General features: G+C 63.9%; 13 protein-coding genes and 1 pseudogene. 8 read left to right on the plus strand and 6 right to left on the minus strand.

The features are described from left to right. Window positions 1-21: 21 nt before the first annotated feature. The 3 genes from H9L14_RS07555 to H9L14_RS07565 form a co-directional block, all read right to left on the minus strand. A complete protein-coding gene (locus tag H9L14_RS07555; protein WP_343070160.1) occupies window positions 22-429 on the minus strand; it encodes a Smr/MutS family protein in 408 nt (135 codons plus the stop codon). Window positions 430-512: 83 nt separating this feature from the next. Further along, the gene (gene mltA / locus H9L14_RS07560; RefSeq protein WP_246443979.1) at window positions 513-1,472 is read right to left on the minus strand and encodes a murein transglycosylase A; all 960 of its coding nucleotides are present in this window, start codon (window positions 1,470-1,472) and stop codon (window positions 513-515) included. Between the two features lie 244 nt (window positions 1,473-1,716). Next, complete coding sequence (locus H9L14_RS07565; RefSeq protein WP_187707632.1) at window positions 1,717-2,370, minus strand: Tim44/TimA family putative adaptor protein; 654 nt, start codon at window positions 2,368-2,370, stop codon at window positions 1,717-1,719. 183 nt (window positions 2,371-2,553) lie between these two features. Here H9L14_RS07565 and secB point away from each other — a divergent pair, with 183 nt between their 5' ends. The 4 genes from secB to H9L14_RS07585 all read left to right on the plus strand — a co-directional run bounded on the left by secB (window position 2,554) and on the right by H9L14_RS07585 (window position 6,499). Next, a complete protein-coding gene (gene secB / locus H9L14_RS07570) occupies window positions 2,554-3,102 on the plus strand; it encodes a protein-export chaperone SecB (RefSeq protein ID WP_187707633.1) in 549 nt (182 codons plus the stop codon). 29 nt (window positions 3,103-3,131) lie between these two features. After that, a complete protein-coding gene (gene murJ / locus H9L14_RS07575) occupies window positions 3,132-4,691 on the plus strand; it encodes a murein biosynthesis integral membrane protein MurJ (RefSeq protein ID WP_187707634.1) in 1,560 nt (519 codons plus the stop codon). Between the two features lie 7 nt (window positions 4,692-4,698). Then, entirely contained in the window at window positions 4,699-5,694 is a 996-nt protein-coding gene (gene trpS / locus H9L14_RS07580; protein ID WP_187707635.1) for a tryptophan--tRNA ligase, read from the plus strand. A gap of 82 nt (window positions 5,695-5,776) precedes the next feature. Then, window positions 5,777-6,499 (plus strand): DUF4136 domain-containing protein, encoded by a 723-nt coding sequence (locus H9L14_RS07585; protein ID WP_187707636.1) that lies wholly within the window; start codon window positions 5,777-5,779, stop codon window positions 6,497-6,499. Between the two features lie 77 nt (window positions 6,500-6,576). On the opposite strand, the gene dnaA is transcribed toward H9L14_RS07585, so the two are convergent. From dnaA to mutM, 3 genes are all read right to left on the minus strand, one after another. Next, window positions 6,577-7,977, minus strand: coding sequence for a chromosomal replication initiator protein DnaA (gene dnaA / locus H9L14_RS07590; protein ID WP_187707637.1), 1,401 nt, complete (start codon window positions 7,975-7,977; stop codon window positions 6,577-6,579). A gap of 371 nt (window positions 7,978-8,348) precedes the next feature. Further along, window positions 8,349-8,612: a 30S ribosomal protein S20 gene (rpsT, locus tag H9L14_RS07595; RefSeq protein ID WP_187707638.1), complete on the minus strand. Its 264-nt coding sequence runs from the start codon at window positions 8,610-8,612 to the stop codon at window positions 8,349-8,351. Window positions 8,613-8,719: 107 nt separating this feature from the next. After that, entirely contained in the window at window positions 8,720-9,526 is an 807-nt protein-coding gene (gene mutM, locus H9L14_RS07600) for a bifunctional DNA-formamidopyrimidine glycosylase/DNA-(apurinic or apyrimidinic site) lyase (protein WP_187707639.1), read from the minus strand. 48 nt (window positions 9,527-9,574) lie between these two features. On the opposite strand from mutM, the gene H9L14_RS07605 reads away from it, so the two are divergent. The 4 genes and pseudogenes from H9L14_RS07605 (at window position 9,575) to H9L14_RS07620 (ending at window position 14,752) form a co-directional block, all read left to right on the plus strand. Beyond that, the gene (locus H9L14_RS07605; protein ID WP_187707640.1) at window positions 9,575-10,315 is read left to right on the plus strand and encodes a class I SAM-dependent methyltransferase; all 741 of its coding nucleotides are present in this window, start codon (window positions 9,575-9,577) and stop codon (window positions 10,313-10,315) included. After that, window positions 10,312-11,843: pseudogene (ubiB, locus tag H9L14_RS07610) on the plus strand (2-polyprenylphenol 6-hydroxylase). Before H9L14_RS07605 ends, ubiB begins: the two are co-directional and overlap by 4 nt. A 170-nt stretch (window positions 11,844-12,013) precedes the next feature. After that, window positions 12,014-12,967, plus strand: coding sequence for a hypothetical protein (locus H9L14_RS07615; RefSeq protein ID WP_187707641.1), 954 nt, complete (start codon window positions 12,014-12,016; stop codon window positions 12,965-12,967). Window positions 12,968-13,084: 117 nt separating this feature from the next. After that, window positions 13,085-14,752, plus strand: a complete 1,668-nt coding sequence (locus H9L14_RS07620; RefSeq protein ID WP_187707642.1) for a DUF885 family protein — start codon at window positions 13,085-13,087, stop codon at window positions 14,750-14,752. The last annotated feature ends 18 nt before the right edge of the window (window positions 14,753-14,770 follow it).

A 14,770-nucleotide genomic window follows, 5' to 3' on the forward strand; every position in this document is an offset into this window, starting at 1 on the left:
ACAATCCGTGCAGAGACGACGTTACCGGCGCCGGAGCACGATATAGAGGCTACCCCCTCCGCCGTGGCGCGGATGAGCGCCTCGAACCGCAGCGATACGACCTGCGTGCCGCGATACCGCAAGCCAGTCGTGAACCGCCGCGCGAATGCGGCCGCGCTGGACCGGTGGCTCGCCCGGCCGATGGTGCCCGGTTATTAACAAAAGCACCCTGTCACCCGCGACTTCCGCACGTTCCAGCGCAAGGTCGATCGCCCGCCAGGCACCGTCGAGATTCAGGCCGTGGAGATCGATGATGCGGTCAGGCTGGATCGAACCGGAGCGCAACTTCCGGTCCCAGGTGCCGTCGAGCGTTATGCCCGGCCTGGGCGGCGGAGGAGGAACCGCTGCCCTGCGAGGGGCCGGGCCCTTCGGCTTCGTCGGCGGCGCCACAGGAGGCGGAGCAGCCTCGGCCTTGGCAACTGGAATAGGTCCGTCCGTGAGCGGCTCGCGCGATAGCGGACGGATGGTTGCGGTTACCCGAGCCCAGAGCTCGGATTCTTCAGGGTTGAGCGCGCGCGACACTCGCGGTGCCCTTCGGCACCAGGATCAGCGCCACGCCGTTCGCGGACATTCCGCCCGCAACCTGCGTCGCCTCGACCCTGCCCCCAGAACGTGTCGAACCTGTTCGCGCCCTTGATCGCGCCGCCCGTGTCCTGCGCAATCCAGAAGCCGTAAGCCTCCGGCCGATCAAGCGCGAGGAACACCGGCGCGCCGAGCGGAACGAACTTCGGGTCCGCTGCCACCGTCGCGCGAGGCGAGACAGGCACGTTGAGAGCGCCGAGCGGTCCCGGGCCCGTCAGCTCACGGAAGAAGATATAGGACAGATTTTCCCGCATCAGCGCCTTGCCCTGATCGGGGTTGGCCCGCATCCAATCCTTGATCGCCTGCATGCTGGCGCCGCCGGGAGGAAGGATTCCGCGCTCGCGAAGCAGGCGCCCTATCGCAACATATTCGCGGCCGTTCTGGTCGGCATAGCCAAGCCGCATGACGCTTCCATCCGGGAAGCGAACGCGGCCCGAGCCCTGGATTTCGAGGAAGAACAGGTCGACCGGGTCTGCCGCCCAGGCGATCTCCAGCCCCTTCCCGGCAAGGATGCCGTCCTCGATTTCCGCGCGGGTGTAGTAGAGGGCGCAGGTCCCGGTTTCGTCGATGCGTCCCCGGCCAGTCTGGCCATCTGCCCGCGTGCACCGGATCAAATCCGCAGGGACTTTGTAGATCGGAATGTATCCGGGTTGCGGAGTGCGTGATCCGGCAATTTCCGGTTCGTAGTAACCGGTCGCAAAAGCCTTGCCCTGGCCGACCGAGACCCAGTCGAAGCGGTCACGGAAGAAAGCCGCCGCGTTGGCGGGCGCAACGGTCGCAGCTTCCGCGCAAACCGCTGCCCAGTCCTGGGCTCCGGTCAGTCCGGACTGGTCCTGTCGCTTGAGGAGCACCGGGCAACTGGTCCGGAATGCCTGGAGCGCCCGGCTCGCATCGAGTTGCGTGATGAACGAGGGCGCTGCGGCGAGAGTGACGCCGGCGGCAATCGCATTCGCGGGAGGCGGCGGAACGACCGGCGCTGGCGCGGGAATTGTGGCCAGCGCAGGGGCTGAGTCGTTGCCGGCGCCTCGATCGGACGCGTAGCGCAGGCGGACAGAATGATGAAAGTCGCGAGCGCTAGCGCTCTTGCGGAGCGCGTCACTCTTCCTCGTCGGTCTCGATCAAGAGCCAGTTCGGGTCGCGGGAACTTATCTGACGCCGGAAAGTCCAGAGGTCACGGGTCTGTACCGCGTCGCTCATCGAGCCGGCAACCACTTCGCCTTCCTTGTTGCGCGTCACTGCAGCAATATCGGCTTCGAAGCGGACGGTTACGACGGCAAGATCGTTGTCGCCGGACGCAGCTGTGATCAGCGCCTGCTCGACCTGAACCAGGCGGTTGTCGAGGATGAGACCGTCCTTCTCACGCTGCTTTATCGCGGAGTCGAACGTCTCGAAGACATGGTCGTCGACGTACGGACGAAGACCGGCCGCATCGCCCTTCCAATAGGCTTCGAGGACCATTCGGTAAGCCGACTTGGCGCCTTCGAGGAAGCGCGCGACGTCGAAGGCGGGGTCCGTCGCAAGAAGTGCGCGGACTCCGGGTCCGGCCGTCGGCAGGTATGCCAGATCGCCAGGGTCGGTCGCAGACGGCTGGACGACCGAGGGCCGATTCACTCGCGGCTCAACGACTGCTTCGGGGTCCGCAGGCTTCAGGATCGGCTGTTGCTCATGTCCGGTCCGCTCGCCGAGCACGCTGTAGAGCCTGAGGCCGATGAACAATGCCACCAATGCTAGGATGACGATTACAGTCAACGCTTAGATTCCGATCCTTCCAGTTTCGCCGCAAACATAGTGCGCGAAACCTTTCAATTCAAAGCCCACTTCACCATGCCGCCGCCATTGCGCGCCCGTTGGGCGACTGCTAGTCGGCCAACTCGAAACGCTCGCGGCCCAAGCGGGTCCGCTACTCCCAAATCGATCGAAGGCGAAGAACAAATGGCCGATCAGGATATGCTCACGCCCGGAAACGGCTCCGGCGACCCAGCCGCAGGCCCGCAGGCCGCGACTTTGGCGCAATATATCAAGGATTTGTCGATCGAGAATCCGAACGCGCCTCAGGTCTTCCAGTGGACTGACCAACCCCGCGTAGACGTCCAGTTCAACATCAATGTCGACCGCGTTTCCGACGACGTTCACGAAGTCGTGATCAAGCTGGAGGTTTCGGCTCGTTCCGACAGTGGCGTCCAGTTCATGATCGAGCTGAGCTATGCTGGCCTCTTCGGCCTTCGTAACTTCCCGGAAGAGGCGCTTGGCCCGTTCCTCCTGATCGAGGCACCTCGTCTGCTCTTCCCGTTCGCGCGGCAGATCATTTCCGAAGCGACGCAGAACGCCGGCTTCCCGCCGCTCCTGCTCGACGGGATCGACTTCGGCGCGGCCTATCTTGCGCAGCTTCAGCAGCAGGCCCAGGAATCGCAGACGAACGGCGACGGTAGCGAGGGTGCTTCGGAGCCCGCGACGCCGCCCGAAGGCTCAGACCAAGCCTGATTTCGCTCTAATCAACGCGGGATCGGCGCATGAACCTGCTTAAGGCGACTGGAACGATCGGTGGGCTGACGATGGTCAGCCGCATTGCGGGCTTCGGCCGCGAAATGCTCATGTCGCGCGTGATGGGCGCGAGCTGGCAGGCCGACGCATTCTTCGTCGCATTCCGGCTACCCAACACGTTCCGGCGGCTCTTCGGCGAGGGCGCCTTCTCGGCGGGCTTCGTACCGCTCTACAGTCAGCGGCTGCAAGGCGAAGATGGCGAAGCGAAGGCCAAGCGCTTCTCCGAGGAAGTGCTGGCGGTTTTCGTCCCGACGCTGATCGTCTTCACTTTGGTCTTCGAGATCATCATGCCGCTCTTCGTTGCGGCGATTTCGGGCTACTCCGGTGACAAGCTCGGCCTTGCGACTTTCCTGACCCGGATCACCTTTCCGTATCTCCTGCTGATCAGCCTAGTCTCGCTATTCTCGGGTATTCTCAACAGCCTCGCGCGGTTCACGGCCGCGGCGTTCGCTCCGGCCCTACTGAACCTGGCGATGCTCACCGCGCTGATCTTCGTGCCGGTCGGTGGAACGATCACCGCGACGGCGCTTTCGATCGCGGTGACATTGGGAGGCGTTCTGCAGCTCGGATTGCTGCTCTACGCCTGCAAGCGCGCAGGCGTAGTCCTGAAACTGAAGCGGCCGAAGATGACCCCGGGCGTACGGCAGTTCATCCGGGTGGTCGTGCCGGCAACGCTCGGCGCGGGCGTCTATCAGATCAGTGCCTTCATCGACACGTTCTTCCTTGCCCGCCTCGGCACCGGGTCGCTCAGCTATTTCAACTATGCCGACCGCCTCAACCAACTCCCGCTCGGAGTCATCGGCGCGGCGCTGGGAACGGCCATTCTCCCGCAGGTCAGCAAACATGTCGGCGCCAACGAGCCCGACAAGGCCGCCAAGGTGCAGGGCCAAGCAGCCGAGCTCGCAATGTTGTTGTGCCTTCCAGCCGCGCTTGCCCTCGCCGTTAGCGCTCTCCCGCTCGTGTCCGCACTTTTTCAGGGTGGCCGCTTTACGGCCGAGGACGCACGCCTCACCGCGCTGACCCTCTCGATCGTCGTGCTCGGCCTGCCCGCCTATGTCCTCGTGAAGGTGCTGACGCCCGGCTTTTACGCGAGACAGGACACGGCAACGCCGGTGAAGATTGCGGCGCTGGTGCTGGTCGCGACCGTCCTTCTCAATTTCATCCTCATTCCGCCGTTCGGGATTGCCGGGCTCGCTTCCGCGATCGCGATCACATCATGGCTCAACTGCCTGCTGCTCTACGTCATTCTGCACCGTCGCGGGCATTTCCGGATCGAGGGCTGGCTGGCTTCACGCGTCTTCCGGCAACTCCTCGCCGGCGCGTGCATGGTCGCAGCACTCTATGGAATCCGTACATTGCTCGGAAGCTGGTTCGAGGGTTCGGTCGGCCATCGCCTCGTGGGTGTCACCGCTCTCGTAGGCGGCGGAATGGCGGTGTATTTTCCGGCAGTCTGGGTCTTCGGCGGAACCGACCGCGACGAACTGAAGTCCTTGTTCCGTCGCAGGAGGCCGTACACCGATGTCGGCTAACCCCAGCATGCGGGTCGTTTCGGGTATCCAGCCGACTGGCGGGCTTCACCTCGGCAACCTGCTGGGCGCCATTCTGCGCTGGGTCCGGATGCAGGAAGAGGCCGAGTGCCTGTTCTTCCTCGCCGATCTTCACGCGCTGACGATCGACGTCGATCCGCAGGAGCTTCGTTCGAACATCCGCGAGATGGCGGCAGCGTTGATCGCCAGCGGGATCGATCCAAAGAAGTCGATCCTTTTCCAGCAAAGCGCGATCCCGGCCCATGCGGAGCTAGCCTGGATCCTCCAGTGCACCGCTCGTGTCGGCTGGCTGAATCGAATGACGCAGTTCAAGGAGAAGTCCGGCAAGTCGCGAGAAGGCGCCAGCGTCGGTCTCTACACCTATCCGGTCCTGCAAGCCGCGGACGTGCTGCTCTATCGCGCCACGCACGTGCCGGTCGGCGAGGACCAGAAGCAGCATCTGGAGCTGGCCCGCGACATCGCGATCAAGTTCAACACCGATTACGATGTGGAGCTGTTCGTGCCGCCCGAACCGTACATCCCGGCCGGGGCCGCGGCTCGCATCATGAGCCTTCGTGACGGATCGGCGAAGATGTCCAAATCCGACCCGTCGGACATGAGCCGCATCAACCTGACCGACAGCGACGACCAGATTTCGCAGAAGATCCGCAAGGCCAAGACCGATCCGGAGCCGCTTCCCGACGATCCAGCTCTGCTGGATGGACGGCCCGAAGCGAAGAACCTCGTTGGAATTTACAGCGCAGTGACCGGTGAGTCCGTCGAACAAGTCCTGTCGCGATTTGCCGGCCAGGGCTTCGGCGCGTTCAAGCCGGCGCTTGCCGACGCGCTCGTGGCCCTGCTGCACCCGCTGCGCTCGCGGCTCGAAGAACTGCGCAACGATCCGGCTGAGCTGGATCGGCTGCTTGCTGACGGCTCCGCGCGCGCGGCCTCGCTCGGCCAGCCCGTTCTGAAGCAGGCTTACAGCGCGGTCGGCCTGCCGCGCTGACACCTCGCTTCATCGACAGTTCAGCACTGCCGGTGATATAAGGGCCCGAACCCAAACGGGTTTTCGGGAATCGAGGTGTAACATGCGTATTCGCAATCTTGTGGCCGCCGCCTTCATTGGCGTGGCGGCACTTGGCGTATCTGGCTGCGCCACCAGCCTTCCGACGAAGGTCACTCGCTATTCTGTTGCCATTCCGCAGGGGCAGAGCTTCTACGTAGTCCCGGGCCAGGGCGTCCAGTCCGGCCTTGAGTTCAACCGCTATGCGGCGCTCGTCGCCGAGCAGATGGCCGCGCGCGGTTATCAGCAGGCTGCAAGCACCGCTGCGGCCGATATGCTGGTCAAGGTCGGCTACGGCGTCGACAACGGCACCAAGGAAATCTCAGTCGATCCGTTCGCGCGGTCCCGTTACTACGACCCGTTCTATCGCGGCTTCTATGACCCGTTCTACGGCGGCTATTTCGGCCGGCCATACTGGTCGCGCTACGGTTATTACGGTTACCGCTCGCCCTTCTACTGGGGCTGGGACGATCCGTTCTGGTATAACTCGCCCTACTCCGGCTTCGGCGCCGATCCGATCCGGGAGTACACGGTCTACAAGAGCGAACTCGACCTCGACATCGTTCGGCGCGTCGACAACGCGCCGTTGTTCGATGGCAAGGCGGTTGCCCGTTCGCAGACCGATGAGCTTGGAACGCTCGTTCCGAACCTGATCGAAGCGATGTTCACCAATTTCCCGGGCGAGAACGGGAAGACCGTGAAGATCACGGTTCCGGGCCGAAAGCGCCCCGCCACCGCGACACGCTAAAAAGAAAGGCCCGGCTGGTTTTCGCCAGCCGGGCCAGTTCTTCGGCCGTTGGGGCGACCGAGTACCCCCTCCCGGAATCAGCCTTCGAGTTGCCTCGTCAGCAGGCGGATGTCGGCGTCGAGCTCCGCATCGCTCGCGCGAAGCTTTTCAATCTGCCGGACGGCATGGATCACGGTCGTATGGTCGCGGCCACCGAAGCGCCGGCCGATGTCGGGAAGCGACTTCGGAGTCAGCTGCTTCGAAAGGTACATCGCGACCTGGCGCGGACGAGCCACTTCACGAGCGCGGCGAGCCGAAGTCATCTCCGCCTTGCGGATGCGATAGTGCTCGGCGACCTGAGCCTGGATCTCGTCGATCGTGATCCGCCGCTGGTTGGCGCGGAGCACATTGGCGAGAACCTCCTCGACGAAAGCAACGTCGATCGCGCGGCCAGTCATCATCGCGTAGGCGGCGATGCGGTTGAGCGCACCTTCGAGTTCGCGGATGCTCGACGTGACGCGGCGCGCAAGGAACTCGACGACGTTGCGCGGCATATCGACGGCCGGAAGAGCCGCCAGCTTGGTCTCGATGATATTGAAGCGAAGCTCGAAGTCGGCCGCGTTGATGTCGGCGACCAGACCCCACGACAGGCGCGACAGAATGCGCGGCGCAATGCCGTCCAGATCCTGCGGAGCGCGGTCCGACGTGATCACCAGCCGGCGGCCGGCCGTAATGATCTCGTTCATCGTGTGGAAGAATTCTTCCTGCGTCGAATCCTTGCCGGCGATGAATTGAACGTCATCGATCAGCAGGAGGTCAGCGCTCCGCAGCCGCTGCTTGAACCCGATCGTGTCGTTTTCCTTCAGGGCGCGGATGAACTCGACCATGAACTTCTCGGCCGACATCGACACGACCTTCGCCGAGCGGTTCTGCGCCAGGAAAGCGTGGCCGATCGCGTGCAGCAGATGGGTCTTGCCGCGGCCGGTTCCACCATGGATGAACAGCGGGTTGAAGCTGACCGATTTGGCAGTGGCGAGCGTCTTGGCGGCGGTCGCGGCGACTTCATTCGCCTTGCCGATCACGAAGGTCTCGAACCGATAGCGCGGATCGAAATTCGGGATCGAAGGATCACGGCCGCGGGCTGCTGGCTCCGGAGCTTCTTCAAGAATCAGGAGCGGCGTCGGACGGGGACCGTCGGAGCTCGCGACAACCCGGACTTCACGGACCAGCGGAAGCGTCGTTTTCCACGCGAGCGCGAGTCGATCACCGAAATGCGACCGCACCCAATCGGCCATGAACTGGCTCGGCATGACGACGTCGAGCGCGCCCATTTCCGGATCAAAATTGCCGAGCGCTGCCGGCTTGAGCCAACCGTCGAAAGTGCGGGCGCCGAGGTCACGGCGTAGTCCGGCCCGGATCGAGTCCCAGGCGGCCTCGAGCGGTGCGGCGACCTGCCCTTCAGTCCGCTCCTGGCACGAGTCCGAACGTTCTGCCTGCACTGAGTGGCGCCTCCTCACATTCCTCAAGAGCCAGAGACAAAAAGGGACCGTCGCGACCGACCGAGTCGGGCGCCCAAGGTTGCTTTTCTCTCTAGCCCCCCGACGCGGATTCGCGTCTGGAAGAATGGTTTTGGAAGCGTGCGGCGAGTCATTCAAGCGCGATTTTTCACAAGAACGAAATAATCAGCCTTGACAGCGCAAACGCGGGGATTTTGGCAGGAATTGGCGGATTTCTGGGGATTCCCTGTTTACTTTCCCGTTAACCGGAGCGCGAATCGCGGTAATTGCTGCATTTTTTTTACAGGCAGAAAAACGAAGGGCCGCCGGCAATGCCGACGGCCCGTATCGTTGCGGGACTGCAGCCCTCGAAATCAGCCGAGAGCGGCGACTCGCTTGGCCAGCCGCGAGAACTTCCTGGAAGCCGTGTTCTTGTGAAGAACGCCGCGAGCGACGCCGCGCGCCATCTCTGGCTGAGCCTCACGAAGTGCCTTTGCAGCCTCATCCTTCTTGCCCGCGTCCAGCGCCGACTCGACGGCCTTGATGAAGGACCGGATGCGGCTGACGCGGCTGTGGTTGATGGCTGCGCGCCGATCATTGCGGCGGATGCGCTTCTTGGCTTGCGGCGTGTTCGCCATGAATGTTCCTCTAAAACCCTGTGGCTCAATGAAAAAGCGGCGCGTAGCCAAGAGGCCGCGCCGATGCGAGCGATCCCCTAACGGGAGAGGTCCGAATCGTCAACCTGTCACCTCTGGCAGGCAGGACAATAGAACGTCGAGCGGCCGCCCTGCACGAATCGCTTGACGGTTCCCCCGCAACCGCAGGGCTGTCCCTCACGGTCATAGACGGCAAAGGTCTTCGAGAAATAGCCCAGTTCGCCATCGGGGCTGGCAAAATCACGCAGCGTCGATCCGCCCGCCTCGATTGCCTCGTCGATCACTTCCCTGATGGCGGCGACGAGCCGCTCGAGCCGGGCCAGCGACACGGATCCGCCTGCCCGCTTCGGGTGGATGCCCGCGCGATACAGCGCCTCGCAGACGTAGATATTGCCGAGGCCGGCCACGATGCCCTGGTCGAGGAGGAGCAATTTGATGGCCGCGCTCCGACCGGCCAGCCGCCGCTTGACGTCGCGAGCCTCGAGTTCGAGCGGCTCCGGGCCGAGCGCCGCGAAGGCGGGCCATTCATCCAGCTCGCCGGTCGGAACCAGGTCCACCGACCCGAATCGCCTCGGATCGTTGAGTGCGAGACGCGTCCCCTCCTCCGTCTCGAGCAGCAGGTGATCGTGCTTCTCCAGTTCGGAGCGGTTGATCCGCCAGCTTCCCGACATCCCGAGATGGAAGATCATCGTGTCGTCGCGGTCAGTGTGGATGAGGCCGTATTTCGCGCGTCGGCCAAGGCCGGTGACCTTAGCGCCGGTCAGCCGCTGGCCGAGATCCTTCGGAAATGACCGCCGGAGATCGGCACGCCGCGCTTCGACGCTGGTTATCCGCCTGCCCTCGAGAACACGCGCGAGACCGCGGACAGTGGTTTCTACTTCGGGAAGTTCAGGCATGGCTGGCGATATGGCGGACCGGCCCCAACCCCGCTAGAGGCCCGCCCCATGTCCGACAGAAGTGCAAAAGTCAGTTTCGGCGAAGAGCTTGTCAGCCCCGAAGAGAAGACGCGTCGTGTAGGCGAGGTCTTCAGCTCCGTCGCCCGCCGTTATGACGTGATGAACGACCTGATGTCAGGCGGCTTGCACCGGCTGTGGAAGGACAGGTTCGTCGCCAGGGTGAAGCCGCGGCCGGGCGAGCACATCCTCGATATGGCCGGCGGCACCGGCGACATTGCTTTTAGGATGGTGCAGCGCGGCGCCGAGGTGACCGTCTCCGACATCAATGCCGACATGCTCGCGGTCGGCGAGCAGCGCGCGGGGAAGCGCGGTCTCAAGGGGCTGACCTGGCAGGTTCAAAATGCCGAGAAGCTATCATTCGCCGACAATAGCTTCGATGCCTACACGATCGTTTTCGGCATCCGGAACGTCACCCACATCCCTCTTGCTTTGAAGGAAGCGCATCGCGTCCTGAAGCGCGGCGGGCGCTTCTTCTGCATGGAATTCTCGCGCAGCGACTGGCCCGGCTTTTCCGAGCTGTACGACGCTTGGTCGAAGAACGTCATTCCAAAGCTCGGTAAGGCGATCGCGGACGACGAGGCGAGCTACAAATACCTCGTCGAATCTATCCAGCGCTTCCCGCGCCCCGAGAACTTCCGGGCCATGGTGACGGAAGCCGGGTTCGTCCGGACCGCGGCCGAACCGATGCTGGGCGGCCTCGTGACGATCCACAGCGGGTGGAAGATTTGACAACAACCGTCACCCACCTGTGGCGTCTGTTGAAGTGGGGCCGGACGCTGGCTCGCCACGGCGCTTTGCGCGGGATCGAAAGCGACCCGCTCACGCCGCCGCAGGTGAGAAGATTGGCGAAGATCGCTCGCTTTGGAGCGCGGATCCCGCCGACGCCGGATTACGCGGCAGCGCTTCAGGAGATCGGACCGGCAGCGATCAAGCTGGGACAGGCCTTGTCGACCCGTCCCGACCTGGTGGGTGCCAAGGCGGCCGAGAACCTTTCGCGGCTCCAGGATAACCTGCCCCCTGCCCCCTTCGACGCAATCCGCAGGGTCGTCGAGGCATCGTTCGGAGCGAAGCTCGAAGAGCTCTACGAGAGTTTCGACCCGGAACCGATCGGCGCCGCTTCCATCGCGCAGGTCCACAAGGCCGTGACCAGCGAAGGCCGCGTCGTCGCGGTCAAGGTCCTCCGCCCCGGCATCGAGGAAGAGATCGCAAGAGCAATCGAGACCTATGAATGGGCGGCGGTGCACGTCGAAGCGATAGGCGGTGAACCGGCTCGCCTGAGACCTCGGCAAGTCGTTGCTCAATTCAAGCAATGGACCGCGCGCGAGCTGGACCTGCAGCGCGAGGCGGCATCCGCGTCCGAGCTTCGCGAGAACATGGTCGCCGAGCCGGGTTACTATGTCCCTGAAATCGACTGGCGGCGCACTGCGCGGCGCGTGCTCACGCTCGAATGGCTTGATGGGATCAAGCTCAACGACCGCGACGCGCTGATCGCCGCTGGCCAGGATTGCAACGCGCTCGCTTCGACACTGGTCCGGGCATTCCTTCGGCAGGCCGTGGTCGACGGCTTCTTCCACGCCGACCTGCACCACGGGAACCTGTTCGCGCTGAAAGACGGGCGGATCGCAGCAATCGACTTCGGCATCATGGGCCGCATCGACCGCCGCGCCCGCATGTGGCTGGCCGAGATCCTCTATGGTCTTATTACCGGCGACTATCGCCGCGTGGCCGAGATCCACTTCGAGGCGCAGTACGTCCCTCCACACCACAGCGTCGAGGAGTTCGCGACTGCGCTCCGCGCGGCAGGTGAACCGATCCGCGGCCTGCCGGTGAAGGAAATTTCCGTCGGCCGAATGCTCGAGAGCCTGTTCTCCATCACTCGGGACTTCGACATGCCGACGCAGCCGCACCTCCTGCTTCTTCAGAAGTCGATGGTGATGAACGAGGGCGTCGCAACCGCGCTCGATCCCGACATCAATATGTGGGAAACCGCCGAGCCCTTCCTCCGCGACTGGCTGCGCGCCGAGCTCGGCCCCGAGGCCTATTACGCCGATCGCATCATCGAGCTGGTCCGCGCGGCCAAGCTCGTTCCCGAACTCATCAAGCGGATCGACCAATATTATCCGCCGTTCGGTGCTGCTCCTCCGCCGCCCCGCTGCCGGAGATCGCGGTGATCGAGCACCGTCACTGGCTGGGCTACGGTGTGATTGCAGCGCTGGCTGCAGCGGCCGGCGCGGCCGCCGTTCTGCTGATCGGCTAACCGGTCCTTTTCCACGTCGAATCAGGCGCTTCGTGAGAATTCTCCTCGCCATGCGCTAGTCGGATGCGGCGGCACGCCAAGCGACATGCCCGGACCGGAACGGCCATGATTCCCGCCCGTTGGATCGCCGTGGCCCAATGCCCCGATTCCCACGGAAAAGGAGGCCTGTAATGGCGAGAGGATATAGCGAACCCGTCGGCAACGAATATGGCGCTGACGACAACAACCGCGATCGATGGCTCGACAGTGACCGCGAACGGTCCAACTGGCGTGACCGTGACGACAGCCGCGGATTTTTCGAGAAAGCCGGCGACGAGGTCCGGTCCTGGTTCAGCGACGATGATAATCGTGACCGTAATCTGAGAGGCTCCAGTTCGAGCTGGGATCGCGATCGCGAGTTCAGCCGAAGCGGCGCGCCGCGCAGCCCGTCCTGGGACCGGAACATGGACCGCAGCTCGTTCCCGGAACCGGGCAGGAGCCGGAACTTCGGACGCGAGGATCTCAGCAGCTTCGGCGGAATGGCGCAAAGCGGCTACAGCGGCCCGAGCGGCAGCTTCAGCCGCGAACGCGACCGGTTCGGGTCGTCGGAAAGGGGCTCCGGTGGCTTCCGCGACGAAAGAAACTTCCGCAGCCAACAGCGCAGCCACCCCCAAAGCTGGGGCGAAGCCAACCGTGGCCAGAGCAACTGGGATCGCGATCGTGAGCGCAACCTCGGTGACTCGCATCTAGGTTACGGCGATTTCAGCGGAACACTCGGAGGCTTCGGCAATCAGACCTTCGGATCCAGCGAGCACGACCACTATCGGAACTGGCGAGATCGCGAGATGGCGAAGCTGGACAGGGATTATGACGACTACTGCCGCGAGCGCGAGCAGCAGTTCAACCAGGACTTCGACAGCTGGCGCCGCAATCGCTCGAGCCAGAGCCAATCGAATGCCGATCTCGGCACAAGCTCGAACGCAGGCGTCGGGACCACGACCGCATCGATGACCGGGACCGCCGGAAGCGGCTCCGCGATCGGAAGCGCGACTGGCACGGGCGGGTCGATCCAGTCCGATACGACCGGCTCGACCGAAACCGCGGACGCCGGGACTGGCCGCTCGAGCTCACGTTCGCGCAGCTAGGCGAACAATTCATCACGCGAGGAGGCGGGGTCCGCAAGGGCCCCGCCTTTTCTGTGTCGGCTTGCGCGACGCACGCGGAGCTATAACCTCCGGCGCCAAACATTGGGGGACCGGTCGATGCTTCGATTTGCCTTGGCGCTTGCCATCTCGGCCATTGCCGCGCTGCCCGCTTCGCCCACGAAGGCGGCAGATGCGCCCGCCTCAACCCATCAGAAACTGGTGAGCCTGTTCGCCGATTGGCGGACACTCAACCGGGCCGAGCTGGTGAATGGGCGCCCCGACTACGGGCCGGCTGCCATGAACCGGAAGGCCCGGAACCTCGCCGACCTTATGCTGCAGATGTCGGGCATCGGGACCGAGGGTTGGACTGGCTCCCAAAAAGGCGACTACCGGCTCCTCCAGGCCGAGATGAACGGTCTCGATTTCTACTTCCGGGTGCTCAAGCCCTGGGCTCGCGATCCCGGCTTTTACCAGACCGTCTTTCCCGAGATGAGCGACGTGCCGGCGCATGAAGGCACCTATGCCGAGCCGGTCATCGACCTGTTCGTATATCGCTGGCCATTGAATGCCGCTGACCAGAAGAGCCTTGCGAAGCAGCTGGCGACCATCCCGCCGCTCCTGACCGATGCGCGCGCCAATCTTGCCGGAAGCAATGCGCACGATTTGTGGGCCTATGGCGACCGCGCCTTTCGCGAGCAGGCCGAGGCCCTCGCCGCGCTCGAAGCGGGGACACTCAGCCTCAATGATCTCGACGGCCGCCGAACCGCTTCTCTCAAGGGAGCCTCGCCGGAACTTAAATCGGCAGTAGCGCGGGCGCGCGAGGCAACCCTCTCCTTCGCCGACTGGATCAAGTCCGAGACGCCGAAGCGCAACGGGCCGTCCGGCGTCGGCAAGGACAATTACAATTGGTACCTGAAGAACGTACTGCTCAGCCCCTACGACTTCGACCAGCAGGTCACGTTGCTCCGGCGCGAGCTAGACCGTTCGCTTGCGTCGCTCAGGCTCGAGGAGGTGCGCAACCGCGAGGCGCCCCCGATTGCCGAGATCAAGGACCCGGCCGCCTACAAGAAGATGGCGCTGGCGCGGGAGGAGCGCCTCTACCGGCTGCTCGTCGACGGCGGGTTCATCACTGACAAGCCTTATTATCGCTCGGCACTGTTCGGACAGCTGGGCGACTACACACCACCCGACCAGCGCAACTTCTTCACCCATGTCACGGCGCTCGACCCGCTGCCTTTGTCCAGCCACCAATTCCACTGGATCGAGCTTGCACGTCTTCGGCACGAGCCGCACCCGAGCCCGATCCGCCAAGTCCCGCCCTTGTTCAACATCTACGCGGATCGCTCGGAAGGTTTAGCGACGGCGATGGAAGAGGTGCTGATGCAGGCCGGGCTCTACGATGACGAGCCGCATGGCCGCGAGCTGGTCTGGATCATGCTCGCCAATCGCGCCGCACGCGGTCTGGCGTCGCTGCGGGTCCAGGCGAATGAGATCGGGCTCGACGAGGCCGGGAAATATCACGCGAGCTGGACTCCGCGCGGCTGGTCCGACGCCAACAGCCGGCTGGTCGGTTTCGAGCAGCTGCTGTACCTCCGCCAACCCGGCTACGGGCCCAGCTACATCATCGGCAAGACCCAGTTCGACCGCCTGCTGGCGAAGGCATCGCATCAGGCAGAGCTCGACGGCAAGCCCTTCTCCGCCGGCGATACATTCGCGGCCATCTGGGCGTCGGGGATCGTTCCGCCATCGATCATCGAGGACGAGTTCCTTCAGCCGGCAAAGTAGGCGGAACTCGACTCTCCA

It is taken from the genome of Sphingomonas sediminicola (genome assembly GCF_014489515.1).
Lineage (GTDB): Bacteria > Pseudomonadota > Alphaproteobacteria > Sphingomonadales > Sphingomonadaceae > Sphingomicrobium > Sphingomicrobium sediminicola.

Bases quoted from the DNA above. Each gene is read 5' to 3' on its own strand.
- H9L14_RS07620 (WP_187707642.1), top strand. From the start codon at position 13,085: ATGCTTCGATTTGCCTTGGCGCTTGCCATCTCGGCCATTGCCGCGCTG.
- rpsT (WP_187707638.1), bottom strand. From the start codon at position 8,612: ATGGCGAACACGCCGCAAGCCAAGAAGCGCATCCGCCGCAATGATCGG.
- trpS (WP_187707635.1), top strand. From the start codon at position 4,699: ATGCGGGTCGTTTCGGGTATCCAGCCGACTGGCGGGCTTCACCTCGGC.
- H9L14_RS07615 (WP_187707641.1), top strand. From the start codon at position 12,014: ATGGCGAGAGGATATAGCGAACCCGTCGGCAACGAATATGGCGCTGAC.
- H9L14_RS07585 (WP_187707636.1), top strand. From the start codon at position 5,777: ATGCGTATTCGCAATCTTGTGGCCGCCGCCTTCATTGGCGTGGCGGCA.
- H9L14_RS07605 (WP_187707640.1), top strand. From the start codon at position 9,575: ATGTCCGACAGAAGTGCAAAAGTCAGTTTCGGCGAAGAGCTTGTCAGC.
- mutM (WP_187707639.1), bottom strand. From the start codon at position 9,526: ATGCCTGAACTTCCCGAAGTAGAAACCACTGTCCGCGGTCTCGCGCGT.
- secB (WP_187707633.1), top strand. From the start codon at position 2,554: ATGGCCGATCAGGATATGCTCACGCCCGGAAACGGCTCCGGCGACCCA.
- murJ (WP_187707634.1), top strand. From the start codon at position 3,132: ATGAACCTGCTTAAGGCGACTGGAACGATCGGTGGGCTGACGATGGTC.